This window comes from Streptomyces sp. FXJ1.172 (assembly GCF_001636945.3).
Lineage (GTDB): Bacteria > Actinomycetota > Actinomycetes > Streptomycetales > Streptomycetaceae > Streptomyces.
Map to the genome: position 1 here is coordinate 3,083,848 of NZ_CP119133.2, position 24,917 is coordinate 3,108,764.

The window sequence follows — 24,917 nt, forward strand, 5'->3', positions numbered from 1 at the left end:
GCCCGGGAACGGCGAGCTGGCCGGCGGGACCGAGATCCCGCCGGCCAGCTTCGGATGCCGTGGGCCGTTACGCCCGCGGCTTCTCCCGCATCTCGTACGTCGCGATGACGTCGTCGACCTTGATGTCGTTGAAGTTGCCGAGGTTGATACCGCCCTCGAACCCTTCGCGGATCTCGGTGACGTCGTCCTTGAAGCGACGCAGGCCCTCGATGTTGAGGTTCTCCGCGACCACCTTGCCGTCGCGGATGAGGCGGGCCTTGGTGTTGCGGCGCACCTCGCCGGACCGGATGAGGACACCGGCGATGTTGCCCAGCTTGGACGACTTGAAGACCTCGCGGATCTCCGCCGTACCCAGCTCGACCTCTTCGTACTCCGGCTTGAGCATGCCCTTGAGGGCCGCCTCGATCTCCTCGATCGCCTGGTAGATGACCGAGTAGTACCGGACGTCCACACCCTCGCGCTCGGCCATCTGCGCCGCGCGGCCGGCCGCGCGGACGTTGAAGCCGATCACGATGGCGTCGGAGCCCATGGCCAGGTCGATGTCCGACTCCGTGACCGCACCGACGCCGCGGTGCAGGACGCGGATGTCGACCTCTTCGCCGACGTCCAGCTGGAGCAGGGAGGACTCGAGCGCCTCGACGGAACCAGAAGCGTCACCCTTGATGATCAGGTTCAGCTGCTGGACCTCGCCGGCCTTGAGCACCTTGTCCAGGTCCTCGAGGGAGACACGGCGCGTGCGCTTGGCGAAGGCCGCGTTCCGCTCGCGGGCGGCGCGCTTCTCGGCGATCTGACGGGCCGTACGGTCCTCGTCGACCACCAGGAAGTTGTCACCCGCACCCGGGACGTTGGTCAGGCCCAGGACCTGGACCGGCGTCGACGGGCCGGCCTCGGCGACGTTGTTGCCGTTGTCGTCGAGCATGGCGCGCACGCGGCCGTAGGCGTCGCCCACGACCATCGTGTCGCCGACCCGCAGGGTGCCTCGCTGGACGAGGACCGTCGCCACGGCACCGCGGCCGCGGTCGAGCCGGGACTCGATCGAGATGCCCTGCGCGTCCTGGGCCGGGTTGGCCCGCAGGTCGAGCGAGGCGTCGGCGGTGAGGACCACGGCCTCCAGCAGCGAGTCGATGTGCAGACCCTGCTTGGCGGAGATGTCGACGAACATGGTGTCGCCGCCGTACTCCTCGGCCACCAGGCCGTACTCGGTCAGCTGACCGCGCACCTTGGTCGGGTCGGCGCCCTCGACGTCGATCTTGTTGACCGCGACGACGATCGGGACGTCGGCCGCCTTGGCGTGGTTGAGCGCCTCGACCGTCTGCGGCATGACGCCGTCGTTGGCCGCGACGACCAGGATCGCGATGTCGGTCGACTTCGCACCACGGGCACGCATGGCGGTGAACGCCTCGTGACCCGGGGTGTCGATGAAGGTGATCCTGCGCTCTTCGTCGTTGACCTCGGTCGAGACCTGGTAGGCACCGATGTGCTGGGTGATGCCGCCGGCCTCGCCCGCGATGACGTTCGTCTTGCGGATGGCGTCGAGCAGTCGGGTCTTACCGTGGTCGACGTGGCCCATGACGGTGACGACCGGCGGGCGGACCACCAGGTCCTCCTCGTCGCCCTCGTCCTCGCCGAACTCGATGTCGAAGGACTCGAGCAGCTCGCGGTCCTCCTCCTCGGGGCTGACGATCTGAACCGCGTAGTTCATCTCGCCGGCGAGGAGCTGCAGGGTCTCGTCGGAGACGGACTGCGTGGCCGTGACCATCTCGCCGAGGTTCATCATGACCGCGACGAGCGACGCCGGGTTGGCGTTGATCTTCTCCGCGAAGTCGGTGAGCGACGCGCCGCGGGAGAGACGGATGGTCTCGCCGTTGCCGCGCGGCAGCATCACGCCGCCGACGCTCGGGGCCTGCATGGCCTCGTACTCCTGGCGCCTCTGCCGCTTCGACTTGCGGCCACGGCGCGCGGGACCACCGGGACGGCCGAAGGCGCCCTGCGTGCCACCACGGCCACCGGGACCGCCGGGACGGCCGCCGAAGCCGGGACGGCCACCGCCGCCACCGCCGAAGCCGCCACCGCCGCCGCCGGGGCCGCCGCCACCGGGACGGCGGCGAAGCCGCCGCCACCCGGACGGGCGCCGCCGCCACCACCGGGACGGTGGCGAAGCCGCCGCCACCGGGACGACCGGCGCCACCGGGCCTACCGGCACCGGCCGGGCCACGACCGCCGCCACCGGGGCCGGGACGCGGGCCGGCAGCGGGACGCTGCGGCATCATGCCGGGGTTCGGACGCGGACCGGCCGGGCCGGGACGCGGGCCGCCCTGCGGGCGGGGCATACCGGACGGAGACGGACGCGAACCGCCGGGAGCCTGGGGCGCGGGCCGCCCTGGCCGCCTACCGCCTGCGGACGGGGACCGCCGCCGGGGCACCGGGGCCGCCTGGCGCGGGCCGCCCTGCGGGCGCGGGGCCTGCGGGCGGGCCATGCCGGTGGAGCCACCGGAGGTGAAGGGGTTGTTGCCCGGACGCGGGCCGGAGGGACGGCCACCCGGACGCGGGGCCTGACCGGGGCGCGCACCGCCCTGGCCCGGACGGGGCGCCTGGCCCTGGCCGGGAGCACCCGGACGGGCGCCGCCGGGCTTCGGGCCACCGGGACGCGCGCCGGGACGCGGACCCTGCGCGGCCGGAGCCTGCGGGGCCTGCGCGGCCGGAGCGGTTACGGAGCGGTGAACTCCGGGGCGGCCGGAGCCGGACGCGGCGCGGGCTTCGGGCCCGGCACCGGACGCGGGCCGGGGGCCGACGCGGGCGCCGCGGGGGCCGACGAGGCCGCGGGCTGCGGGGCAGCGGGCGCCGTCGGAGGCTTGGGGGCCGCCGGCTTCGGGGCAGCCGGACGTGCCGCCTGCGCCGGAGAGGGCGCGGCGGGCTTGGGGGAAGCCTTGCGCGGGGCGGGCTTGCCGGCGGACTTGCCGTTGCCACCGCCCTGGAAGGCATCGGTCAGCTTGCGTACAACCGGCGCTTCGATGGTCGAAGACGCCGAACGGACGAATTCACCGAGTTCCTGGAGCTTGGCCATGACGACCTTGCTCTCCACACCGAACTCCTTGGCGAGTTCGTAGACCCGGACCTTAGCCACTTCGCTCCTTTGAGGTCCGGGTTGAAGCCGGACCGTCGCTACTTCATGGGCGTACTCATCGCGTGCTCATCGAGTGCTCATCGCAATCTCGACCTACTTCCAACTCGCGGGGTACCTGGTCACGCGGACGGTCCGCGTGCCACTTCCTTACGGTGTTGCCTGCTCGACAACTGTTGTCCGCTCGACGTACTGGCGCAACGCCTTTGTGTCGAGCGCTCCCGGGGCGCGCAGTGCCCTCGGGAACGCCCGGCGGCGTACCGCCTGGTCGAGACAGACCAGGGCGGGGTGTACGTAGGCACCCCGGCCGGGCAGCGTACCGCGAGGATCGGGGGCGCACGCGTCCTCGATCCTCACGATCCGCAGGAGATCGTTCTTGGCCGCCCGCTCCCGGCACCCCACACAGGTGCGTTCAGGGCATACTCGGGCTTGCGTCCGGCCAGACACGGTTAAGTGTACCTCCCCGTACCGACCTCACCCCTTTGGGGCAAAGATCGAACAGTTGGCGCGCAGATATCTGTCGTAAACGAAGCGACCCGCGGCTTGGATCTATTCCCGGCGTGACCCCGGTCGCCCGGTGCCACCCGGGTCGTCCGGCGTGACCCGGGTCGTCCGGCGTCACCCGGCGTTACTCGGCCTGCTGCTCCGTGTCGGGGCGGATGTCGATGCGCCAGCCGGTGAGGCGGGCGGCGAGGCGGGCGTTCTGCCCCTCCTTGCCGATCGCCAGCGACAGCTGGTAATCCGGGACGGTCACCCGGGCCGAGCGGGAGGCGAGGTCCACGACCTCCACCTTGCTCACCCGAGCGGGTGACAGCGCGTTCGCGACCATCTCCGCCGGGTCGTCCGACCAGTCGACGATGTCGATCTTCTCGCCGTTCAGCTCGCCCATCACATTGCGCACCCGGCCGCCCATCGGGCCGATGCAGGCGCCCTTGGCGTTCAGGCCCGAACGGGTGGACCGTACGGCGATCTTGGTGCGGTGGCCGGCCTCGCGGGCGATCGCGGCGATCTCCACGGAACCGTCGGCGATCTCCGGCACCTCCAGGGCGAAGAGCTTCTTCACCAGGTTGGGGTGCGTACGGGAGAGGGTGACCGACGGTCCGCGGACGCCCTTGGCCACCCGGACGACGTACGAACGCAGGCGCATGCCGTGCGGGTAGGTCTCGCCGGGCACCTGCTCCTGCACCGGCAGGATGGCCTCGAGCTTGCCGATGTCCACGAGCACGTTCTTCGGGTCGCGGCCTTGCTGGACCACGCCGGTGACGATGTCACCCTCGCGGCCCGCGTACTCACCGAGGGTCGCGTCGTCCTCGGCGTCGCGCAGCCGCTGCAGGATCACCTGCTTGGCGGTGGTGGCGGCGATGCGGCCGAAGCCGGACGGGGTGTCGTCGAACTCGCGGGCCTCCTGGCCCTCCTCGAGGTCCTCGGGGTCCTCCTTCGCCCACACGGTCACATGCCCGGTCTCCCGGTTGAGCTCCACGCGCGCGTGTCGGCGGCTTCCCTCGGTGCGGTGGTAGGCGATGAGGAGGGCCGACTCGATCGCCTCGACCAGCAGGTCGAAGGAGATCTCCTTCTCCCGAACCAAGCCCCGCAGGGCGCTCATGTCGATGTCCACGGCTACGCCTCCTCCTCTTCCTTCATGTCCTTCATGTCCTTGCGGTTGAACTCGACCTGCACGCGCGCCTTGTCGATCTGCGGGAAGGTGAGCCGACGGGTGGTCGCCTTACGTCCCTTGACGCCGGGAACCTCCACGTCCAGACCCTCGTCGTCCACGGTCAGGATCCTCGCGACCAGTTCGCCGTCCTCGGCCAGCTGGAACTTCACGAGCCGGCCGGTGGCGCGCACGAAGTGCCGGTGCTCGGTGAGGAGGCGCTCCGCCCCGGGGGTGCCGACCTCCAGGTCGTACGCCGCGTCGCCCATCGCGTTGGTCTCGTCGAGCTTCGCCGAGAGCGCACGGCTCACATCGGCGATGGCATCCAGATCCGCTCCGGTGTCGGAGTCGACGACCACGCGCAGCACCCGCTTGCGTCCGACGGAGTCCACGGCGATCTCTTCGAGATCCAGCCCATGGGAGGTGACGAGCGGTTCCAGCAGCTCTCGCAGCCTCTCGCTCTGGGTGGTGCTCATCCGGGTGACTCCTCGGCCGCGTGTGCTGTTGTGGGATGGGTCGCGTGTCTGGTCAAAGGGTATCCGGTCGCGAGGAGTGTTGCCGTCCACCTGTGGACAAGCCGGGACGAGCCCCGCGCGTGAAGGGGCTGATCGGTGCCGGTGAGTGGCGTGGGACGGGTGCGCGGGTACCGTGATCACGGGCGTGCCCCCGCCGCCGCGCTTCTTGTCGTACGAGTTCCCCGAGGACGTCTGCAGTGCCGTACCCCCCGCCGCGCACCCCCTCGGGGCCGCGCAGAAGATCCCTGCTCGCCTCGGCCGCCGGTGCCGCCCTGCTCGCGGGCTGCACGTCCGGGCCCGACTCCGCCGACGCCGGCACCTCGTCGGTGACCTCGCGGGCACGCGCGCGTGCGGCCCGGGACAGCCAGGCGCTGCTGGCGCGCTACGACGCCGTCATCGCCTCGCATCCGGGCCTCGCGGGCCGGCTGCACCCGCTGCGCGCGCAGGTGGCGGAGCACGTGAGGGCCTTCACGGACGGTACGGCGCCCACGGCCGCGCAGTCCTCGGCGTCCCCGCCGTCCCCCGCGTCCTCGACGTCCCCGACACCCCCGCCATCCTCCGCGTCCTCGGCATCCCCGGCGTCCACAACGCCCCCGGCCTCCCCGTCCGCCACTGCGAGCGCCGCGGCCACCGAGAGGGACGCCCTGGCCGCGCTGGCCGCCGCCGAGCGCGCCCTCGCCGACCGGCGCACCAGGGCCCTGCCGGCCGTACCGGGCGAACTCGCCCGCCTGCTGGCGTCGGTGGCGGCGGCCGGGGCGGCGCACGCGTACCTGCTGACGGCCAAGGGGGCCAAGTGAGCGACGACCGGTCCAAGAACGCCGAGCTGGCCGCACTGCAGGCGGCGCTGGCGGCGGAACACGCGACGGTGTACGGCTACGGCGTCGTCGGCGGCCGGATCGCCGAGGCGCGCCGTGCCGAGGCGCGGGCGGCCTGGAACGCCCATCGGGCCGGCCGGGACGCGCTCGCCCGTGAGGTGCGTGACCTGGGCGGCGAGCCGGTGGCCGCGGACGCCGCGTACGCGCTGCCGTTCCCGGTCCCGGACTCGGCGGCGGCGCTGCGCCTCGCCGCGCAGTTGGAGGAGCGTCTGGCCGGGGTGTACGCGGACCTGGTGCGCGCGGCGACGGGCGCGCGGCGCGGCACGGCCGCCGGGGCGCTCAGGGACGCCGCGGTCCGCGCGGTGCGCTGGAGCGGGCAGAGCGTAGCCTTCCCTGGGCTCGCCGAGCGGGCCGCCGAGGGGACGGGCGCGGCCGGTACGACGACGAGCACGACGCCGCCGGCCTCCGTCTCGGCGACACCGTGACCCGCTGACCTGGGCACGCGCCCTACGACACGACCCGGACTGGAAGGAACGCTCGCGCATGGCTTTCGAACCGCCGCCGCGGCTGGTACGGGCGCTCCATGAGACAGCACCGGACGGCGACGGCTGGCTGGCGGAGCTGCCCCGGACCGCCGAACGGGCCGTAGCCGAGCACGGGTTGACCGTGGAGCGGGTGCAGGTGCCGGGCGGGCGCAGCAGTCTGGTGGTGCTGGTGCGGCGGGCGGACGGCACCCCGGCCGTGCTGAAGCTGGCCCCGCCCCGGGCCCGCCCGGCCGCCGAGCGGGCGGCGCTGGCGCACTGGGGCGGACGGGGCGCCGTACAGCTGCTGGAGGCCGGCGGCGAGGAGGGGGTGCTGCTGCTGGAGCGGCTGCACCCGGATGTGTCGGTGCGGTCGCTGCCGGAGCCGAAGGCACTGCTGGAGGCGGCGGGGACGCTGCGCCGGCTGTGGGTCGAGCCGCCGGCCGGCCCCGTCTTCGAGACGGTCGCCGAGCGCACCGGGCGGCAGGCGACGGCCATGCGGGCGGGCGCGGACGCCGAACCGGAGGTGGCGCCGCTGGTCGACGCGGCGCTCGCGGCCCGCGGGGAACTGTCGGCCGCGCCGCCCGAACACCGGTTGCTGCACGGCACGTTCCGGCAGAGCAAGGTGCTGGCCGGGGAGCGGATGCCGTGGCTGGCGGTGGGACCGGACCCGGTGGTCGGCGAGTGCGCCTTCGATCTGGCGCGGCTGGTGCGGGACCGGGTGGAGGACCTGATCGCCGCACCGTCCGGCGCGGCGATCGTACGGCGGCGGATCAAGCGGCTCGCGGAGTCCCTGGAGGTGGACCAGGAACGCCTGCGCGGCTGGACGCTGTTCCGGGCGGTGGAGTCCGGAGTGCGGGCCCTGCGGGTGGGGCGGCCGAAGGACGCGGAGCTGCTGCTGGAGTTCGCCGGCTGGCTGTAGGAGGCGACGGTGAAGCCCCCTGGGACCGGCGGGTCTCAGGGGGCTTCCTGCTGCCGAGGGCTCCTACTGGGCGGTGAGGCGGGTGATCGCGTCCTCGACGGACAGCTCCTCGCGCTCGCCGGTCTTGCGGTCCTTCAGCTCCAGGACCCCCTCGCCGGAGCGGCGGCCGGCGACCAGGATCTGCGGGACGCCGATCAGTTCGGCGTCGGTGAACTTCACGCCCGGGGAGACACCGGCCCGGTCGTCCACCAGGACGCGGACACCCGCGGCGGCCAGCTTCCCGGCGACGTCGAGGGCCAGCTCGGTCTGCAGGGCCTTGCCGGCGGCGACCACGTGCACGTCGGCCGGGGCGACCTCCTTGGCCCACACCAGGCCCTTGTCGTCGGCGTTCTGCTCGGCGAGCGCGGCGACGGCGCGGGAGACGCCGATGCCGTAGGAGCCCATGGTGACGCGGACGGGCTTGCCGTTCTGGCCGAGGACGTCGAGCTTGAGGGCGTCGGCGTACTTGCGCCCCAGCTGGAAGATGTGGCCGATCTCGATGGCGCGGTCCAGCTTCAGGCCGGTGCCGCACTTCGGGCAGGGGTCGCCGTCCTGGACGACGACGACGTCCACGTACGCGTCGACCTCGAAGTCACGGCCGGCGACGACGTTCTTGGCGTGGGTGTGCTCCTTGTTGGCACCGGTGATCCACGCGGTGCCGGGGGCCACGCGCGGGTCGGCGATGTACTTGACCTTCTCGCCCAGGCCCTGCGGGCCGACGTAGCCGCGGACCAGGTCGGGGCGGCCGGCGAAGTCGGCCTCGGTGACCATCTCGACGCTCGCCGGGGCGAAGTGCGCCTCCACCTTGTCCAGGTCGACCTCGCGGTCGCCGGGCACGCCGACGGCGACGATCTCGCCGTCCACCTTGACCAGCAGGTTCTTCAGCGTGGCGGAGGCCGGGACGCCGAGGGAGGCGGCCAGGGTCTCGATGGTCGGGGTGTCCGGGGTCGGGATCTCCTCGAGCGCGGGCACGGCCGAGCCGTCGACCGGCGTGAGCGCGTAGGTGATCGCCTCGGTGTTGGCGGCGAAGTCGCAGTTCGGGCAGTCCGCGAAGGTGTCCTCGCCGGCCTCGGCCGGGGCGAGGAACTCCTCGGACTTGGAGCCGCCCATGGCGCCGGCGGTGGCGGCGCAGATGCGGTAGTCGAGGCCGAGGCGCTCGAAGACGCGCTGGTAGGCCTCGCGGTGCAGGGCGTAGGACTTCGCGAGGCCCTCGTCCTCGGTGTCGAAGGAGTACGAGTCCTTCATGAGGAACTCGCGGCCGCGCAGGATGCCGGCGCGGGGGCGGGCCTCGTCCCGGAACTTGGTCTGGATCTGGTAGAGGATCACCGGCAGGTCCTTGTAGGACGTGCACTGGTCCTTGACCAGGAGGGTGAAGATCTCCTCGTGGGTGGGGCCGAGGAGGTAGTCGCCGCCCTTGCGGTCCTTGAGCCGGAACAGCTCCTGGCCGTACTCGTCCCAGCGGCCCGTCGCCTCGTACGGCTCCCGGGGCAGCAGGGCGGGCAGGGAGACCTCCTGGGCGCCGATGGCGTCCATCTCCTCACGGACGATCCGCTCCACGTTGGCGAGGACCTTCTTGCCCAGGGGCAGCCAGCTCCAGATGCCGGCGGCGGTGCGGCGGACGTAGCCGGCGCGGACGAGGAGCTTGTGGCTGAGGACCTCGGCGTCCGCCGGGTCGTCGCGCAGCGTCTTCGCCATCAACTGGGACATGCGCTGGACCGGTGCGTTGGCCATGGTTCTCGTACTCCTGCCGGGTAAGGGTGATGGCATAGGAGGTTAGCCGGGCTGGCTGTGCACGTGGAAATCGGATATGGCGCCGTCTTTGCTCGCCGCTCTATTTGCGGCGCAGCGGCAGGGGGGCGCCCATCACGGCGTACGGCCGCGGTGCGCTCGGGAAGTGGACCTGGCGGGCGAGGTCGACGTAGCCGAGGGAGTGGTAGAGGCCGCGGGCGGGGCTGTCGGTGTCGATCGCGGAGAGGATCGAGCGGGGCTCGGCGGCACTGTCGGTGATCGTGGTGATCAGCCCTCGGCCGATCCCCCGGTTCTGGTACCCGGGGTGGACGTGCAGCTCGGTGATGACGAAGGAGTCGTCCAGCCAGAAGTCGTTGCCGTTCGCGCGGAGGTAGGGCTCGACGACCGTGGACCACCAGTGGGTGCGGGAGTTGGGCATGCCGTAGACGAACCCGGCGAGGTGTCCGCCGACGGTCGCGCCGAGGGCCCGCGCACCCTGGTACTGCATGTGGCGCTGGACGATCTGCCGGCGTACGGCGACCTCGTCCGGGCCGAGCCCGAACGCCACCGCTTGGACGGCGAGGGCCTCGTCGACGTGGGCTGCGAGGTCCAGGGGGCCAATGACGAGGTCCATGCGGGGAGGGTACAGGGGGTTCAGAACAGCACACTCATGAAGGCGCCCGTCTCCTGGAAGCCCACCCGGTGGTACGTCCGCCGCGCCGCCGTGTTGAAGTCGTTCACGTAGAGGCTGACGACCGGGGCCACGTCGGCGAGCGCATAGCGCAGAACCGCCGCCATGCCCGGTGCCGCAAGGCCTCTGCCCCGGTACTCGGGGGCCACCCAGACTCCCTGGATCTGGCAGGCCTGGTGGGTCGCGGCGCCGATCTCGGCCTTGAAGACGACCTTGCCGTGCTCGTCGACGCGAGCGAAGGAGCGGCCGGCGCCGACGAGTTCGGCCACCCGGGCCTGGTACAGCAGCCCGCCGTCCCCCGCCATCGGCGATACGCCGACCTCCTCGGTGAACATCGCCACGCACGCCGGCATGATCGTCTCCATCTCGTCCTTGCGGACGCGGCGGACGTAGGGGTCCGGGGCGATCTCGGCGGGCATCCGGTCGGTGACCATGAGCGGCTGGTGCGCACGGACCTCACGGGCGGGGCCCCAGTGCGGCTCCAGCAGCCGCCACAGCCCGGCGGTGGCCTCGGCCGGCCCGACGATGGAGGAGCAGCGGCGGCCGGCCCTGCGGGCCCGGTCGGCGAACGCGCGTACGGCCCTCGGAGTCGCACAGATGGGGACCAGGTTCGCCCCCGCGTAGCACAGGGACGTGAGCATGCCGTCCTCGTACCAGCCCCACATCTCGCCGCCCAGGCGCCACGGGTCGAGCCCGGCGACCTGGACGCGCGAGGTCACGAAGGCGTTCGTGACCGGCTCGCGGTCGAGGACGGCGAGCGCGGCGTCAAGGTCGCTCGGTTCGAGCACCCGTGAGCTGGTCTGGGTCAACACGTGCGGGGCCTCGGGGCTGGGGTTCTGCTGATCCTCCGCACTGTACCCCGAGGGCTGGTGAAGCGCTTAGTGCCGAGATCCGGCTGCGGGCGGGCACAGCAGCACGACCTCGAAGGTGATCCTCTCCTGCCCTGGCAATACGGGTTTCCCCGCCCAGAAGGTCACCGCGTCATCCAGGGCTCGCCAGAGGATCTCGCGCTCGTCAGGCGCTTCCGACAGGACCGCGACGGCGTCGTCGATGACGACGAGGAAGCGCGTGGCAGTGATCCAGTGGAGATCGCGCAGGCAGTCCCGCAGAGCGTTCCAGTTCCAGCCGAAGTAGTCGGGGAGGCGGAGCGCCTCGTAGAACTGGGTGAACACCCCGTCGGCGTCGCGCATCTCCTGCCCCCGCATCCGGGCCGAGTACAGCAGACCGGTGGGAGGAAGGGCCTCCTTCAAAGGGACCAGCAAGTCGGGTGAGGCGACACGGATTCCGCTATCCACAGCAGCTCAGCCCCCCCTGCGGCCAGGCTCGGAACGAGCGTGCTCGCTGCACCGACATGCCGACTCGTCTTCCGGTTCGGGATACTCGTGCCCCTTCCGGGTCGTAATGCCGGTCCAGGAGACGGAGAGGGGTGCTTAGTCTTGAGGATCGGTTGTGCGCGAACACACGCGAAGGAACTCCCTGATCTCATCGATGGTCGTCTGCCACTCGGAGATCTCGTGCCCGTCTTCGTCGACCGTCGATCGTGGTTCCACGAAACGCCAAGGCTCTTCCGCGGTGAATTCATTCGCGATCTCTTCGAGGAAGATAATCGAGTTCTGAACGTGGACGACGCTTCCCGACCGATACAGCGGCCAGCAGAAAATGAAGTTGCTGTTCGCCGGGTCCGTGATGGACGAAATGAGACACGATACCGCATCATCAGCGCCTTCGAGTACCTTCAGCGCCCGAACCCAGCTGGCCTGATACTGGGCTACGTCCCAGTAGCTCAGATCCATCGGAAAATTCTCTTCGAAGTCCCGCACCGTGATGCGGCCTACCGCTCCGATGCCTGCTGCGGCTTCGGCGGACGACGGGGCGGAGACAACCCGAATGGAGAAGCCGTCATTTCTTGAGGTAGTTGAGATCCGGGTCGTAGGTGCCAACCCTTTGCCCCTTCTTGTTGAACATCTTCCACCCGTCGGAGACATTGTGCCCGTCGACGTCCGGCGTGATGTAGTTCTTTCCGTTGAAGAATACGTCTTGCCCATGGGAATCAAAGGGCGCCTTCTGTGGTGAAATCCTCCTGTTGTACCCGAGTTCGGCAGCCCTGTCTGCCGGAGTCGCGGCGTAGAGTTCCTTGTTGCCCTCGCTCCGCTTCCCCACCATATCCGGATGGTATGGATCCTTCTCCAGCGCCGGCGACGGTGTATAGCCCTCGGGGAGAATCTCCTCGCAAGGCGTCAGACCGAGTGGGTCGGCCCATGTATGAGGGTTGTGTACGTACGCGACGGGGTTCGGGGCGGGAGTGAGCCCCAACGGATCGGGGGTGAGGTAACGGGCCGTTTCTGGGTCATAGGTGCGGAAGTAGTTGTAGTGGAGGCCGGTTTCCGGGTCGTAGTACTGGCCCGGGAAGCGCAGGGGTGTGTAGGCCGTGCTGTCGGCTGCCCACGCCGTTGTGCCCCACAGCGTGCTGCGGGTGCGCCAGGCGATGTCGCCCTGCTCGTCCACGAGTTCGTTCGGGGTTCCGGCCAGGTCGGTGACGATGGCGAAGAAACGAGAGTCGATTTCCTTCTGCGGGGCCTCAGCCGCTGTGATGCGTTCCGTCTGGGACAACGGGGATAGGCCCTGGTGGTCCCAGGTGAGGGTGACCAGGCCGGGCAGGTCGGGAGATGTGGTCGTCTGCTCGCAGAGAGTTGTACCGTCCCAGGTGAATTCCACCCTTTCCAGCACTGTTTCACCGTCCTCCGCGAGGCGGAGTTTTGCTGTACGGCGGCCCAGGGCGTCATAGGTGTAGCGCCAGCGGGTGCCGTCCGGAGTGATCACCGACGCCAGGCGGTCCTCACTGTCCCACGTGTAGCGCCAGGTGTCCGGCCTCCGGGACAGGCGGGTTTTCTGACGGAGGGTGGTCCGGCCCAGAGCGTCATGTTCGTAGCGCACGTTGCCGGCTCGGGTGATACGGGTGCCCGTGTAGCTTCGGGGGCCGATTGCATGCTGGCCAGGATGGTTCGTCGGCCATGTCGCATCGGTTTGGTTGCCTGCGTCGTCGTATGCGTACCGTTCCGTCCAGCCTGCCGCGTGGACCGCTGTCACCCGGCCGGTTGCGTCCAGGTCGAAGCGACGGGAGCCGGAGAGGTGGTCGTCCATTTCGGTCAGGTTGCCGTCTGCGCGGTAGGTGTACGCCCTGCTTTGCAACGCGCGGCCGTCCAGGCCTGTCACAGACTGGCTGGTCAGGCGGCCCAGCGGGTCGAAGGTGTGCTTCAGGGCGATCGTTTCGCCGATGTGGCGAGACAGTTCGCGGCCTGTTCCGTCGTAGGCGAAGTCGATCGTACGGCCGTTGGCGGTCAACTGGGTGCGGTTGCCCGCAGCGTCGTACGTCCAGGTGCTGTGGGCGCCGGTGGGAGTGGTACGGCCGGTTCGGCGCCCCAGGATGTCGTGTTCGTACGTCATCGTGCGGCCGTTCACCGTCTCCGACCTGAGGCGGCCGTAGCGGTCGCGGAGCAGTTCGAGAGTGCTGCCGTCCGGGCCGGAGGCCTGGGCGAGCTGGTCGGTGAAGTCGTAGGCGTACGTGGTGACGGCGCCGGCGGCGTTCTTGGTGATGATCCGTCCCAGCGCATCACGGTCGAAGGAGATGGCCTCATCGAGGGCGTTCCGGCGGGAGACCAGGCGGCCCGCCGCGTCGTACTCGTACGTCAACGTGCGGTCGTCGAAGTCCGTCTCCGCCACCAGGCGGCCGACCGGATCGTAGGCGTACTCCCACGTGAGGCCCTGTGGGTTCGTGACCTTCGTCAGGCGCAGTTCCGTGTCGTGGGCGAACTCGTAGCGGACGCCGTCCGGGCCCGTGCGGGCGGACAGAAGGTCGAAGTGGGTGTATTCGAAGCGGGAGATTCCGCCCAGGGGGTCCGTGTGGCTGGTGCAGTTGCCCTCGCCGTCGTACGTCCACGATTCCGTCGTCCCGTCAGGACCTGTACGACGCGCCAGTTGACCTTCCACCGTCCATTCCAGGTGAGTGGTCGACCCGATGGGATCGGTGATGGCGACCGGGCGGCCGAAGGCGTCCCTGGTGTAGCGGGTGGTCGCACCGAGTGGGTCGGTCACTTCGACGGGGAGGCCCGCGCGGTCGCAGACCACGGTCGTCGTGTGCCCCAGGGCGTCCGTCACCGACGTCAGGTGGCCGTTCTGCGTGTAGGTGAAGCGGGTCGTCCCCGTCATCGGGTCCGTCACTGATGTGCGGTTACCGTGCGCGTCGTAAGTGCGACGTCGGGTGTTGCCGTCGGTTCCGATGATCCGTGTCGGCAGGCCGTACTTGTCGTACTCGGCGCGGGTCTCGCGGCCGTCGGGCCGGGTAATGCCGGTCAGGTTGCCTTGGTCGTCGTAGCGGAACGACGTGGTGTGGCCCAGCGGGTCCGTCGTGGACAGCAGACGGTTGTAGCGGTCGCGGGTGAAGTGGGTTGCCACGCCCAACGGGTTTACTTCCGTGACCACTTGGCCGGAATCGTTGATGACGTAGCGGCGGGTGTGGCCCTCGCCCGTCACCGTGGTCGTGACGCGGTGGCCGGTCGCCGGGTCCGTGTCGTCGTACGACAGACGCAGGGCCATGTGGCCGTGTGAGCCGCTCTCGGCGATACAGCGGTCCCGGTCGTCGTACTCGTAGGTGTAGCTGCGGTTGTTCGTGTCCGTCCAGGACGTCACGCGGGCGCGGTCGTCGTAGCCGAAGCGGAGGGGGAGGCCGGAGGAGTTGATGACCTCGGTCAGGTGGCCTTCCGGGGAGTAGGCATAGCGCTTCAGTTCCGCGTCGGTGCCGTCCGGTCCCGCGCCGGCGAGGTGCAGGGCGGTGACCCGGTCACCGGACGTGGTGATCTTCAGGCGGTAGCCGGCCGACGACACGATGGCGAGTGGGGTGCCCTGCGCGTCGTACTCGAAGGTCAGCCAGTTGCCGTTGCGGTCGTCCATCTGTTCCAGGACGGCTCGGTCGGCGGACTGGTCGGCGAAGTGCCAGACCCGGCCCGAGCGCGGGTCCGTGATCGTGTAACCGCCGTCGACGCGCCGCAGGGGCCAGCGGTTGCTGCCGTGGGCGGGGAGCGTCGGGGTGTCCGAGGCCGGGTGGGGGTAGGTGAGGAGGAGGCCGTCCTCCGTCACGAAGATGACGCCTTCGGCGTCGACAGCCAGGTGCTGGTCCAGCGTGGAGGACCAGGACGGGCCGAACCAGTGACCCAGCTTGTAGCCGGACTCCACACGGCGGGTGAAGACCAGAGGCAGCGTGCCGGGTAGGACGATGTCGGTCTGCGGCAGGTACATCTTGCCGGTCACCAGGTCGACCGGGTCAGTGTTGTCGACGCAGACCTTGTTCCTCGGGTTCTCCGCCGTGCCCTGCGGGTCGTCACCGGCCGCCTGCCGGGCGTCCCCTGCCGCGGCGTTCTCCCCCGTGCGCAAGTCCGAGCCCAGGCCGTCCAGTTCGGTCGGCAGCGTGCGTATGCCGGGGATCGAGACCCCGTCGAACAGGGCGCTGAAGCCGCCCGCTTCGCCCGCCGCCCGGGCGACCGCACCGCCGCCGCCGAACATGCCGCCGAACACCATCCCGGACGTCGCCGAGTCGCTGACCTCGTCCAGGTTGAAGCCCTTGCTCTCACCGGTGGCCATCGAGACCGGCTGGGTGACCGCCAGGTCGACCGCCACCGACTCGATGCCGCCCATCGCGGCTGTGGACAGGGTCGTGCCCGCGATCGTGGCGATCTCGGTGGAGACCTCGACCCCCAGGGTCCCGGCGAGTTCCACGACGCCCGCGGTGGCCGCGGCCGCCGCGCCCTCGGAGATGCCGGCCGTGAAGATGGCCAGCGCCGTGCCCGCGATGATCGTCGCGCCGACGATCTCCAGCTCGTGCTCCAGCTTGACGACCGCGTGATGGACGGCGTCGGCGTACTTGTCCAGCGCCTTGGCCATGTCCCGGGAGCCGTCGGCCATGTCCTTCAGCCAGCCGTGGCCGTTGTTGTAGTAGCGGCGCCAGTACGGGTCGTCGAAGGCGGAGATCGCCTCGCCCTTGTTGTCCTCGATGATGCCGCGGGCCGTCCTGTTCGCCGCGGTCATGACCTTCTCGATGTCGTCGGCGAAGTCCCGCCAGGCCTTGGCCGCGTCACGCAGCCCGCCCTCGTCCGCCGCCGGCCACCACATGCCGGTCATGTCCTGGACGATCTGCTTCGCCTTGTCCGCCGCGCTCACTTCGGCTGGCCCCCGCCCTGACCGCCCGGCTTCGCGTGGATCCGGCTGAACATCGAGCGCACGAGTTGTTCGTTGTCGATGTGGCCGTCCGCCATGTCGGTCATCGCTTCTTCGATGCTGGCCAGGCCCTGGGAGAGGATCTCCGCGGCGTGCTCGATCTTCGTCACCAGCGGGCCGTACGCCTTGTGGAACTCGTTGCCCTGCTTGTCGTCACCCCACGGCGAACCGGCTGCCGCGAGCGCGGTCTTGAGCTTGGTCAGCGCCTTGGTCAGATCCTGGCTGTGCGTGTGGAAATGCGGAGCCGTCTTCTTCAGATCCTCGATCTTGATGTCGAGAATCTTACCGTCGCCGCCGCTGCCGCCCTGGTCACCCATGGTGCCGCGTCCCTCCCCGTCAGCCGACTCATCGGTCCGAAGACCCTAGTTGGCAAGACGCGTTCGCAATCGAGAGCGGCACCAAGGGGCGGTAAAGGTCAGTTCAGGATCGCGCAAGACCGAGGAACGCCTGCCAGGCGGCGGGGGGCAGGGTGAGGGTCGGGGCGGTGGTGGGGTGCTGCTTGGAGTCCCGTACGTGGATGGTGGTGGGGGTGGTGGCGATCTCGACGCATTGGCCGCCCTCACCGCTGCTGTAGCTGCTCTTGAACCACTTCAGCTCGGACGAAGCTTCGACGTTCACGACTCCCCCAGCAACTTCTCTACAAGGGCCAGCGACTCACGCGGGCTCATCGCCTGCGCGCGGAGGAGCCCGTACTGATCCTCCAGCTCCCTGACCGTCTGACGATCAGTGAAGAGGCGGCTGTACCTGTGCACCTCCGTGTAGGCGATCCTGCGCCCTTTCTCTGTCTCGATCAAGGTGAACGGACCAGACAGCGCCGCGTGTTCCTCACGGTCGTCCGGCATCACCTGGATCTCCACGTTGGGCCGCTGGCCACTCAGCAGGAGCTGCTCCAATTGGCCACGCCAGACCGCCGGTCCCCCCAGACGCTTACGCAGAACGCACTCCTCCATCACGAAGCTGATGGTAGGCATCGGCTTCCGGCCGAAGATCTCCTGCCGGGCCAGCCTCGCCGTAACGCGCTGCTCGATCGTCGTCTCGTCCAGCGGCGGACGCCGCATGGTGAACACCGCCCGTGCATAGTCTTCCGTCTGCAACAGGCCGTTGACCACGAGCGCGTCGTACACATGCCACCCGACCGCCTCCCTCTCCAGCTTCGCCGCTCCCCGGAAGAAGGCCGGATATTGCGCCTTCTCCAAGTCCTCGATGAAATCGGCCAGCGCCCCACACGCATTCAGCACCTCGTCCGCCCGCACGATGAACTTCGCGGACGGAATCCGCCTGCCCTGCTCGAACGACGCGATGGTCGCCGCCGAGTAGCCGGTGAGGGAGCCCAGTTGGGCGCGTTCCATCCCGGCCTGCGTCCTGAACCTCTTCAGCAACCGCCCGAAGGCGACCGGCATGCCCGAGCCCGGCTCGGACTCACCCTCCGATTCCTGCACTTCCTCGCTCACGTAACCCCCAATGCCCTCACGCCACCGTCCGTCACGGCGCGCACGCCGACAGCGGCACCCCGCCCTCGTACAACCCCTGTTGGTCAAGGTGCAGCCGCTGTTCAACGTTACTGAGCGTGCGGGAGCGTAAGCGGCATGAAGTCAGGAATCTCCACCCGCGAATTCGCCCGAGAATTCGCGATGCGCTTCACCTCCACTCCTCGCGGCGCGCGCCTCGCCCGGCGGCTCGTCTCGCACCGGCTGGACGAGTGGGGGCACCCTTACGCCGGGCCCGCGAACGAAACCCTCACGCTGATCGCCGCCGAACTCGCAGCGAACGCGGTCCGGCACGGGCACGTATCCGGGCGGGACTTCCATCTCCGGCTCACCGAGTCGGCCGGCACCCTGCGCCTGGAGGTTTCCGACACCCGCACCGAGCGGCTGCCCGAGTTGCACGTCCCGCAGGGCGAGTCCGGCCGTGGGCTGCTGCTGGTCGAGGCGCTCGCCGACAAGTGGGGTGTCACGCCCCGGCAGCCCGGCAAGTCCGTCTGGGCGGAGGTATGGCTGAGTCCCGCCACCGAGCGGTGACGGGACTCACGGAGATCGAAACGTCAGCCCGCGACCGACACCGACGGCTCGCCCGACTCCACGCCCTCGTCCTGCATCTGCTCGGCCAGCTTCATGGCCTCCTCGATGAGGGTCTCAACGATCTTGGACTCGGGGACCGTCTTGATGACCTCGCCCTTGACGAAGATCTGGCCCTTGCCGTTGCCGGAGGCGACGCCGAGGTCGGCCTCGCGGGCCTCGCCCGGGCCGTTCACGACGCAGCCCATGACCGCGACCCGCAGCGGCACGTCCATGCCCGTCAGGCCGGCCGTGACCTCTTCGGCCAGCTTGTAGACGTCGACCTGGGCGCGGCCGCAGGACGGGCAGGAGACGATCTCCAGGCCGCGCTGGCGCAGGCCGAGCGACTGGAGGATCTGGAGGCCGACCTTGACCTCCTCCGCCGGAGGCGCGGACAGGGAGACCCGGATCGTGTCGCCGATGCCCTGGGACAGGAGCGCGCCGAAGGCCACCGCCGACTTGATGGTGCCCTGGAAGGCCGGGCCGGCTTCGGTGACGCCGAGGTGGAGGGGGTAGTCGCACTGGGCGGCGAGCTGCCGGTACGCCTCGATCATGATGACCGGGTCGTTGTGCTTCACCGAGATCTTGATGTCCCGGAAGCCGTGCTCCTCGAAGAGGGACGCCTCCCACAGGGCCGACTCGGCCAGGGCCTCCGGGGTCGCCTTGCCGTACTTCTGGAGCAGGCGCCGGTCCAGGGAGCCGGCGTTGACGCCGATGCGGATCGGGGTGCCGTGGTCCTTGGCCGCCTGGGCGATCTCCTTGACCTTGTCGTCGAACTGCTTGATGTTGCCGGGGTTCACGCGGACTGCCGCGCAACCCGCCTCGATCGCCGCGAAGACGTACTTCGGCTGGAAGTGGATGTCCGCGATCACCGGGATCTGGGACTTCTTGGCGATCGTGGCCAGGGCGTCGGCATCGTCCTGCGTGGGGCAGGCCACACGGACGATCTGGCAGCCGGACGCCGTCAGCTCGGCGATCTGCTGGAGGGTGGCGCCGATGTCCGACGTACGGGTCGTGGTCATCGACTGGACCGAGACGGGCGCGTCTCCGCCGACGGCCACGCTTCCGACCTGGATCTGCCGGCTCTTCCGGCGCTCGGCGAGCTTGGTCGGAACGGACGGCATGCCGAGAGAAATCGCAGTCATCTGCTGTGCAACCCCAAGTCGTGGATCAAGATCCGGTCCCGTGAACGGCGGGCTCCAGGCTTCGAGATTACGCCACGGGCTACGGCCCGGACACATCCCGCCCGGCAAACCCACTCAATGGAAGGTGGCCCGGAAGGTGTCCTTCCGGGCCACCGCGAACGCCTTGTGACTAAGAGATTTTGACCGGGTTAACCACGTCCGCCACCAGGACCAAGATCGTGAAGCAGACGAAGATGCCGGCCACCACGTACGCCACCGGCATCAGCTTCGCCACGTCGAACGGGCCCGGGTCCGGGCGGCGCAGGACTCGGGCCAGGTTCCGCCGCAGCGACTCCCACATCGCGCCCGCGATGTGCCCGCCGTCGAGCGGGAGCAGCGGGAGCATGTTGAACAGGAACAGCGAGAGGTTGAAGCCGGCGAGCAGCATCACGAACATCGCCACCTGCTGGGAGGCGGGGATGTTCAGGGTGGCGATGTCGCCGGTGATGCGGGCCGCGCCGACGATGCCGACCGGGGAGTCCGGCTGGCGAGGGCCGTTGCCGAAGGCGGCGTTCCACAGTGCCGGGATCTTGCCGGGCAGCGCGGCGAGGGAGTCGACGGCGTCGCCGACCCGGTCGGTCATCCAGGTCACGGAGTCGCCGAAGCCCAGCTGCACGACCCCGGTGGCGGAGCTGAAGCCGAGGAAGCCGGCCTTGACGTACTTGCCCTGGACGTACTGGCCGCTGGAGTCCTTCTTGGCGACCAGGTTCGTCGCGATCGTGGCGTGCAGGGTGACCTGCCGGCCGTCGCGCTGGACCACGATCGGGACCGTCTTGCCCGCGCTGTCGCGGATCAGGTCCGAGAGGGTGTTCCAGTCCTTCGTCCGCTTGCCGTCGAAGGAGACGATCTTGTCGCGCTTCTGGATGCCGGCGGCCTGGGCCGGGGACGCGGGGTCGGACTTCTTACAGGTGTCGCGGTTCTCGCTCTGGGCGATGACGCAGGGCGAGACGGAGGCGACGGTGGTGGTCTGCTGCTGGATGCCGAAGCCCATGAGCACGGTGAAGAACAGGGCGACCGCCAGCACCAGGTTCATGAAGGGGCCCGCGAACATGACGATGACGCGCTTCCACGGCTTGCGTGTGTAGAACATGCGCGTCTCGTCGCCCGGCTGCAGTTCCTCGAAGGCGGCCGAGCGGGCGTCCTCGATCATGCCGCGCCAGGGCGAGGTGGAGCGGGCGGAGACCCGGCCCTCCTCGTCGGGCGGGAACATGCCGATCATGCGGATGTAGCCGCCGAGCGGGATCGCCTTGACGCCGTACTCCGTGTCGCCCTTCCTCCGCGACCAGACGGTCGGGCCGAAGCCGACCATGTACTGCGGCACACGGATGCCGAAGAGCTTGGCCGTGGACAGGTGCCCCAGCTCGTGCCACGCGATCGAGACGAGCAGGCCCACCGCGAAGACCACTATGCCGAGGATGAACATCAAGGTCGTCATGCACGCGCCTCCGCGCTCGCCGTCGTGGCTGTGAGTTCACGGGCCCGGGCGCGGGCCCAGGTCTCCGCTTCGAGGACGTCCGACACGGTGAGTGAAGTTCCCGCGGCCGGGGTGCCGTGCTCCTCGACCACCCGGGTGACGGTCTCCATGATCCCGTTGAAGGGCAGCGCGCCGTTCAGGAAGGCCTCGACGCACTCCTCGTTGGCCGCATTGAACACCGCCGGGGCCGTGCCCGCGAGCTGCCCCACATGCCGGGCGAGGTTCACCGAGGGGAAGGCCTCGTTGTCCAGCGGGAAGAACTCCCAGGTGGAGGCCTTGCTCCAGTCGAAGGCGGGCGCCGCGTCCGGGACGCGTTCGGGCCAGCCCAGACCGATGGCGATGGGCCCGCCCATGTCGGGGGGCGTCGCCTGGGCGATCGTGGATCCGTCGGTGAACTCGACCATCGAGTGGACATACGACTGGGGATGCACGACCACCTCAATCCGGTCGAAGGGAATGTCGTAGAGGAGGTGTGCCTCGATGACTTCCAGGCCCTTGTTGACGAGGGTCGCGGAGTTGATCGTGATCACCGGGCCCATCGCCCAGGTGGGGTGGGCGAGGGCGTCCTCGACGGTCACCTGGGCCAGGTCGGCCTTCGTGCGGCCCCGGAAGGGCCCCCCGGACGCCGTGACGACGAGTTTGCGGACGTCGGCCCTGGTCCCCGACGCCAGCGCCTGGAAGAGCGCCGCGTGCTCGGAGTCGACCGGGATGATCTGGCCGGGCTTGGCGAGCGCCGTGACCAGCGGGCCGCCGACGATCAGCGACTCCTTGTTGGCGAGGGCGAGGGTGCGGCCGGCCTTCAGGGCAGCGAGGGTGGGGGCGAGGCCGATGGAGCCGGTGATGCCGTTCAGCACCGTGTGGCAGTCGGAGGCGGCGACCTGGCTGGCCGCGTCCGGTCCGGCGAGGATCTCGGGCAGCGGCTCCCCGGCGCCGTACTCGGCGGCGAGCGCCTCGCGCAGGGCGGGTACGGCGTCCTCGCGGGCGACTGCCACGGTCCGTACCCGCAGCCGGTGAGCCTGCTCGGCGAGGAGGGCCACACGGCCGCCGTTCGCGGACAGCGCGGTGACCTTGAAGCGGTCGAGGTTGCGCAGCACGAGGTCGATGGCCTGGGTGCCGACGGATCCGGTGGAGCCGAGGATCACCACGTCCTTGGGGCCGTCGCCCCTGAGGGGGTCGTGGACGAGGTGCGGATCTGCCAGGGGGGCCGGCGGGGCGGGACTGTCGGTCATCCCCCCATTGTTGCCGCAACCGGTGAGCGTCAGGACAGGGCATCCCCCGGGCGGGTGTGTGAACAGGTGTCGTAGCCGGATCGAGTGATCGCCTCCTGCCCGCCGCTTGCCCGCCTTTTCCGGTGGCATGGTGAAGATCACATGACGGTGGTGTGGGGGCGGAGTGGCAGGGCGTGCGGAAATCGCGCACTTTCGGCCACCGGTGATGGCATGCTTCCCCCTGGTGCCCGTCACGAAGGGCCACACAGGGGGAGGAGAACCATCATGAATCGCATGCGCGCGACCGCGGCCGTCCTGGCCACCGCATCGGTCCTGACCGCCGCTCAGCTCGGACTCGCGGGGGCGGCGTCGGCCGCCACCCGGACCCCGGCCGGTTCCGGCTGTCCGATCGACATCGTCTACCCGAGCCGCTTCTACATCGACTCGCACGGCTGGGTCACGGGCGGCGGCCTGTACTTCGGCATCAAGAGCAAGACGGCCGCGAGCTTCAAGAAGGTCACGTTCAGCGTGAGCGACATGAAGAACATCCGCTTCGGCAAGGCCAGGCCCTCCGGCGGCCGGATCACCCACAACTCCTCGACGTCGGTGTCGGTCTCCACGGGAACGTTCAAGGGCAGGGCGAGCCTGGGCATGCGGATTCCCGCGCACCTGCTCAACACCCGCTCCTACGAGGTGAAGTTCACCCTGCACGGCTCGGGCTGGAACTGCGCCGTGAACCAGGGCGCCTGGGGCAACTGACCCCAAACGCCCGTCGGCCGGCAGGCCGGCTCAGTCGCCGAAGGGGCGGCGTGCGCTGTCCCGTGCGGACGGTCCGGGGGTCGCGTCGGCGATCCACGGGCCGTCCCCGGACGGGTCGACGACGCCTTCCTCCAGCCAGGTGTAGGACCCTGCGAGGACGGCCTTGACCACCTTGCGGTCGAGGTCGTCGGTGTTGGTCCACAGCCGGTCGAAGAGTTCCTCGACGCGGATGCGGGCCTGGCGGCAGAAGGCGTCGGCGAGCTGGTAGGCCTCGCGGCCGTGTTCGCCCCGGGCGCGCAGCAGTTCGGCCCGTACGCAGGCCGCGCTCATCGCGAACAGTTCGGCGCCGATGTCCACGATCCGCCCGAGGAAGCCCTGCTTGGTCTCCATCCGGCCCTGCCAGCGGGACATGGCGTAGAAGGTGGAGCGGGCCAGTTTGCGGGCGGTGCGTTCGACGTAGCGCAGGTGCCCGGACAGGTCGACTCCGTGTTTGAACCCGCCGTACGAGGTGGGCAGTTGGCCGGGTCCGGCGACGAGCTTGGGCAGCCACTTGGCGTAGAAGACGCCCGCGCTCGCGCCCGCCTTCGCCTTGTCGGACAGGGACTTGTCGGGGTCGATGAGGTCACCGGCGACCGAGAGGTGGGCGTCGACGGCCTCGCGGGCGATCAGCAGGTGCATGATCTCCGTCGAGCCCTCGAAGATGCGGTTGATGCGCAGGTCGCGCAGGATCTGCTCGGCCGGGACCCCGCGTTCGCCGCGCGCCTTGAGGGACTCGGCCGTCTCGTAGCCGCGGCCGCCGCGGATCTGGACGAGTTCGTCGGCCATCTTCCAGGCCATCTCGGAGCCGTAGAGCTTGGCGAGGGCGGCCTCGATGCGGATGTCGTTGCGGTCCTCGTCGGCCATCTGGGAGGAGAGGTCGAGTACGGCTTCGAGGGCGAAGGTCGTGGCCGCGATGAAGGAGATCTTCGCGCCCACCGCCTCGTGCAGCGCGACCGGCTTGCCCCACTGCTCGCGCTCCGCCGACCATTCACGGGCGATCTTCAGGCACCACTTGCCGGAGCCCGCGCACATGGCGGGCAGCGACAGCCGGCCGGTGTTGAGGGTGGTGAGCGCGATCTTGAGGCCCGCGCCCTCGGGGCCGATGCGGTTGGCGGCGGGCACCCGGACCTGGTGGAAACGGGTGACGCCGTTCTCGATGCCGCGCAGGCCCATGAAGGCGTTGCGGTTCTCGACGGTGATGCCCTCCGAGGCCGCCTCGACCACGAACGCGGTGATGCCGCCCTTGTGCCCGTCCGACTTGGGCACCCGGGCCATGACGACGAGCAGATCGGCGACCACCCCGTTGGTGGTCCACAGTTTCACCCCGTCGAGTACATAGGTGTCCCCGTCGGGTACGGCCGTGGTGGCGAGGCGGGCCGGGTCGGAGCCGACGTCCGGCTCGGTGAGCAGGAAGGCGGAGATGTCGGTGCGGGCGCAGCGGGGCAGGAAGGCGTCCTTCTGCTCCTGGGTGCCGAACATCTTCAGCGGCTGCGGTACGCCGATGGACTGGTGGGCGGAGAGCAGCGCGCCGACGGCGGGGCTCGCGGAGCCGACCAGGGCGAGGGCCTTGTTGTAGTAGAGCTGGGTGAGGCCGAGACCGCCGTACTTGGGGTCGATCTTCATGCCGAGGGCGCCGAGTTCCTTCAGGCCCGCGACGACCTCGTCGGGGATGCGGGCCTCGCGCTCGATGCGGGCGGAGTCGATCGTGGACTCGCAGAAGGCGCGCAGCTCGGCGAGGAACTCCTCGCCGCGCCGGACCGACTCGTCGTCCGGGAGCGGGTGGGGATGGATGAGGTCGAGCCGGAAGCGCCCGAGGAACAGTTCCTTGGCGAAGCTGGGCTTGCGCCAGTCCTGTTCCCGGGCGGCCTCCGCCACCTGACGCGCCTCGCGTTCGGTGACGGTGGTACGGGGGGTGGTGGGGGCGGACAT

21 protein-coding genes and 1 pseudogene are annotated in these 24,917 nt (G+C 70.0%); 5 read left to right on the forward strand and 17 right to left on the reverse strand.

All coding sequences use genetic code 11. The annotated features are described in order from the left end of the window. Nucleotides 1-67: 67 nt before the first annotated feature. The 4 genes and pseudogenes from infB to rimP form a co-directional block, all read right to left on the reverse strand. Nucleotides 68-3,124, reverse strand: a pseudogene (gene infB / locus A6P39_RS13505) (translation initiation factor IF-2). A 147-nt stretch (nt 3,125-3,271) separates the two neighbouring features. Further along, nucleotides 3,272-3,568, reverse strand: coding sequence for a YlxR family protein (locus A6P39_RS13510; RefSeq protein WP_079133201.1), 297 nt, complete (start codon nt 3,566-3,568; stop codon nt 3,272-3,274). Nucleotides 3,569-3,749: 181 nt separating this feature from the next. Continuing rightward, on the reverse strand, nt 3,750-4,736 hold the full coding sequence (gene nusA, locus A6P39_RS13515) for a transcription termination factor NusA (RefSeq protein ID WP_067041513.1): 987 nt from the start codon (nt 4,734-4,736) through the stop codon (nt 3,750-3,752). A gap of 2 nt (nt 4,737-4,738) precedes the next feature. Then, nucleotides 4,739-5,248 carry a ribosome maturation factor RimP gene (gene rimP, locus A6P39_RS13520; RefSeq protein ID WP_067041510.1) on the reverse strand — a complete coding sequence of 170 codons (510 nt, stop codon included), beginning with the start codon at nt 5,246-5,248 and terminating at the stop codon, nt 4,739-4,741. A gap of 236 nt (nt 5,249-5,484) precedes the next feature. On the opposite strand from rimP, the gene A6P39_RS13525 reads away from it, so the two are divergent. From A6P39_RS13525 to A6P39_RS13535, 3 genes are read left to right on the forward strand one after another with little or no spacing between them, the layout of a single operon-like run. After that, nucleotides 5,485-6,084 carry a hypothetical protein gene (locus tag A6P39_RS13525; RefSeq protein ID WP_067041507.1) on the forward strand — a complete coding sequence of 200 codons (600 nt, stop codon included), beginning with the start codon at nt 5,485-5,487 and terminating at the stop codon, nt 6,082-6,084. Beyond that, entirely contained in the window at nt 6,081-6,587 is a 507-nt protein-coding gene (locus A6P39_RS13530; protein WP_067041504.1) for a ferritin-like domain-containing protein, read from the forward strand. Before A6P39_RS13525 ends, A6P39_RS13530 begins: the two co-directional genes overlap by 4 nt. A 58-nt stretch (nt 6,588-6,645) precedes the next feature. After that, nucleotides 6,646-7,545, forward strand: a complete 900-nt coding sequence (locus tag A6P39_RS13535) for an aminoglycoside phosphotransferase family protein (protein ID WP_067041501.1) — start codon at nt 6,646-6,648, stop codon at nt 7,543-7,545. 63 nt (nt 7,546-7,608) lie between these two features. Here the strand turns inward: A6P39_RS13535 and A6P39_RS13540 are convergent, their stop codons facing one another. The 9 genes from A6P39_RS13540 to A6P39_RS13580 form a co-directional block, all read right to left on the reverse strand. Next, entirely contained in the window at nt 7,609-9,315 is a 1,707-nt protein-coding gene (locus tag A6P39_RS13540) for a proline--tRNA ligase (protein ID WP_067041498.1), read from the reverse strand. Nucleotides 9,316-9,415: 100 nt separating this feature from the next. Continuing rightward, the gene (locus A6P39_RS13545) at nt 9,416-9,946 is read right to left on the reverse strand and encodes a GNAT family N-acetyltransferase (RefSeq protein ID WP_067041495.1); all 531 of its coding nucleotides are present in this window, start codon (nt 9,944-9,946) and stop codon (nt 9,416-9,418) included. A gap of 20 nt (nt 9,947-9,966) precedes the next feature. Further along, complete coding sequence (locus tag A6P39_RS13550; protein ID WP_067041492.1) at nt 9,967-10,815, reverse strand: GNAT family N-acetyltransferase; 849 nt, start codon at nt 10,813-10,815, stop codon at nt 9,967-9,969. A gap of 66 nt (nt 10,816-10,881) precedes the next feature. Further along, the gene (locus A6P39_RS13555; RefSeq protein ID WP_234378777.1) at nt 10,882-11,253 is read right to left on the reverse strand and encodes a barstar family protein; all 372 of its coding nucleotides are present in this window, start codon (nt 11,251-11,253) and stop codon (nt 10,882-10,884) included. 180 nt (nt 11,254-11,433) lie between these two features. Then, complete coding sequence (locus tag A6P39_RS13560; RefSeq protein WP_067041487.1) at nt 11,434-11,796, reverse strand: hypothetical protein; 363 nt, start codon at nt 11,794-11,796, stop codon at nt 11,434-11,436. 106 nt (nt 11,797-11,902) lie between these two features. After that, on the reverse strand, nt 11,903-16,213 hold the full coding sequence (locus A6P39_RS13565) for an RHS repeat-associated core domain-containing protein (RefSeq protein WP_234378776.1): 4,311 nt from the start codon (nt 16,211-16,213) through the stop codon (nt 11,903-11,905). Continuing rightward, entirely contained in the window at nt 16,210-16,587 is a 378-nt protein-coding gene (locus A6P39_RS13570) for a WXG100 family type VII secretion target (protein ID WP_067041484.1), read from the reverse strand. The genes A6P39_RS13565 and A6P39_RS13570 overlap by 4 nt, the downstream gene beginning before the upstream one ends. A gap of 103 nt (nt 16,588-16,690) precedes the next feature. Further along, nucleotides 16,691-16,888, reverse strand: coding sequence for a DUF397 domain-containing protein (locus tag A6P39_RS13575; RefSeq protein ID WP_067041481.1), 198 nt, complete (start codon nt 16,886-16,888; stop codon nt 16,691-16,693). Further along, complete coding sequence (locus tag A6P39_RS13580) at nt 16,885-17,721, reverse strand: helix-turn-helix domain-containing protein (RefSeq protein WP_067041478.1); 837 nt, start codon at nt 17,719-17,721, stop codon at nt 16,885-16,887. The genes A6P39_RS13575 and A6P39_RS13580 overlap by 4 nt, the downstream gene beginning before the upstream one ends. 135 nt (nt 17,722-17,856) lie before the next feature. Between A6P39_RS13580 and A6P39_RS13585 the strand changes: the two genes are divergently transcribed. Next, a complete protein-coding gene (locus tag A6P39_RS13585; RefSeq protein ID WP_234378775.1) occupies nt 17,857-18,288 on the forward strand; it encodes an ATP-binding protein in 432 nt (143 codons plus the stop codon). A gap of 23 nt (nt 18,289-18,311) precedes the next feature. Here the strand turns inward: A6P39_RS13585 and ispG are convergent, their stop codons facing one another. The 3 genes from ispG to dxr form a co-directional block, all read right to left on the reverse strand. Then, the gene (gene ispG / locus A6P39_RS13590; RefSeq protein WP_067041472.1) at nt 18,312-19,469 is read right to left on the reverse strand and encodes a flavodoxin-dependent (E)-4-hydroxy-3-methylbut-2-enyl-diphosphate synthase; all 1,158 of its coding nucleotides are present in this window, start codon (nt 19,467-19,469) and stop codon (nt 18,312-18,314) included. A gap of 169 nt (nt 19,470-19,638) precedes the next feature. Beyond that, complete coding sequence (locus tag A6P39_RS13595; protein ID WP_067041469.1) at nt 19,639-20,943, reverse strand: M50 family metallopeptidase; 1,305 nt, start codon at nt 20,941-20,943, stop codon at nt 19,639-19,641. After that, the gene (gene dxr, locus A6P39_RS13600) at nt 20,940-22,211 is read right to left on the reverse strand and encodes a 1-deoxy-D-xylulose-5-phosphate reductoisomerase (protein WP_067041466.1); all 1,272 of its coding nucleotides are present in this window, start codon (nt 22,209-22,211) and stop codon (nt 20,940-20,942) included. The genes A6P39_RS13595 and dxr overlap by 4 nt, the downstream gene beginning before the upstream one ends. A 264-nt stretch (nt 22,212-22,475) precedes the next feature. Between dxr and A6P39_RS13605 the strand changes: the two genes are divergently transcribed. Continuing rightward, the gene (locus A6P39_RS13605; RefSeq protein ID WP_067041463.1) at nt 22,476-22,949 is read left to right on the forward strand and encodes a hypothetical protein; all 474 of its coding nucleotides are present in this window, start codon (nt 22,476-22,478) and stop codon (nt 22,947-22,949) included. A 30-nt stretch (nt 22,950-22,979) separates the two neighbouring features. Here A6P39_RS13605 and A6P39_RS13610 read toward each other — a convergent pair whose 3' ends face one another. Beyond that, on the reverse strand, nt 22,980-24,917 hold the full coding sequence (locus A6P39_RS13610) for an acyl-CoA dehydrogenase family protein (protein WP_067041460.1): 1,938 nt from the start codon (nt 24,915-24,917) through the stop codon (nt 22,980-22,982).

What these genes read in the sequence shown, in the direction of transcription:
- rimP (WP_067041510.1), bottom strand. Translation starts at nt 5,248, where the DNA reads ATGAGCACCACCCAGAGCGAGAGGCTGCGAGAGCTGCTGGAACCGCTC.
- A6P39_RS13535 (WP_067041501.1), top strand. Translation starts at nt 6,646, where the DNA reads ATGGCTTTCGAACCGCCGCCGCGGCTGGTACGGGCGCTCCATGAGACA.
- A6P39_RS13540 (WP_067041498.1), bottom strand. Translation starts at nt 9,315, where the DNA reads ATGGCCAACGCACCGGTCCAGCGCATGTCCCAGTTGATGGCGAAGACG.
- A6P39_RS13545 (WP_067041495.1), bottom strand. Translation starts at nt 9,946, where the DNA reads ATGGACCTCGTCATTGGCCCCCTGGACCTCGCAGCCCACGTCGACGAG.
- A6P39_RS13560 (WP_067041487.1), bottom strand. Translation starts at nt 11,796, where the DNA reads ATGGATCTGAGCTACTGGGACGTAGCCCAGTATCAGGCCAGCTGGGTT.
- A6P39_RS13570 (WP_067041484.1), bottom strand. Translation starts at nt 16,587, where the DNA reads ATGGGTGACCAGGGCGGCAGCGGCGGCGACGGTAAGATTCTCGACATC.
- A6P39_RS13585 (WP_234378775.1), top strand. Translation starts at nt 17,857, where the DNA reads ATGAAGTCAGGAATCTCCACCCGCGAATTCGCCCGAGAATTCGCGATG.
- ispG (WP_067041472.1), bottom strand. Translation starts at nt 19,469, where the DNA reads ATGACTGCGATTTCTCTCGGCATGCCGTCCGTTCCGACCAAGCTCGCC.
- A6P39_RS13595 (WP_067041469.1), bottom strand. Translation starts at nt 20,943, where the DNA reads ATGACGACCTTGATGTTCATCCTCGGCATAGTGGTCTTCGCGGTGGGC.
- dxr (WP_067041466.1), bottom strand. Translation starts at nt 22,211, where the DNA reads ATGACCGACAGTCCCGCCCCGCCGGCCCCCCTGGCAGATCCGCACCTC.
- A6P39_RS13605 (WP_067041463.1), top strand. Translation starts at nt 22,476, where the DNA reads ATGAATCGCATGCGCGCGACCGCGGCCGTCCTGGCCACCGCATCGGTC.
- A6P39_RS13610 (WP_067041460.1), bottom strand. Translation starts at nt 24,917, where the DNA reads ATGTCCGCCCCCACCACCCCCCGTACCACCGTCACCGAACGCGAGGCG.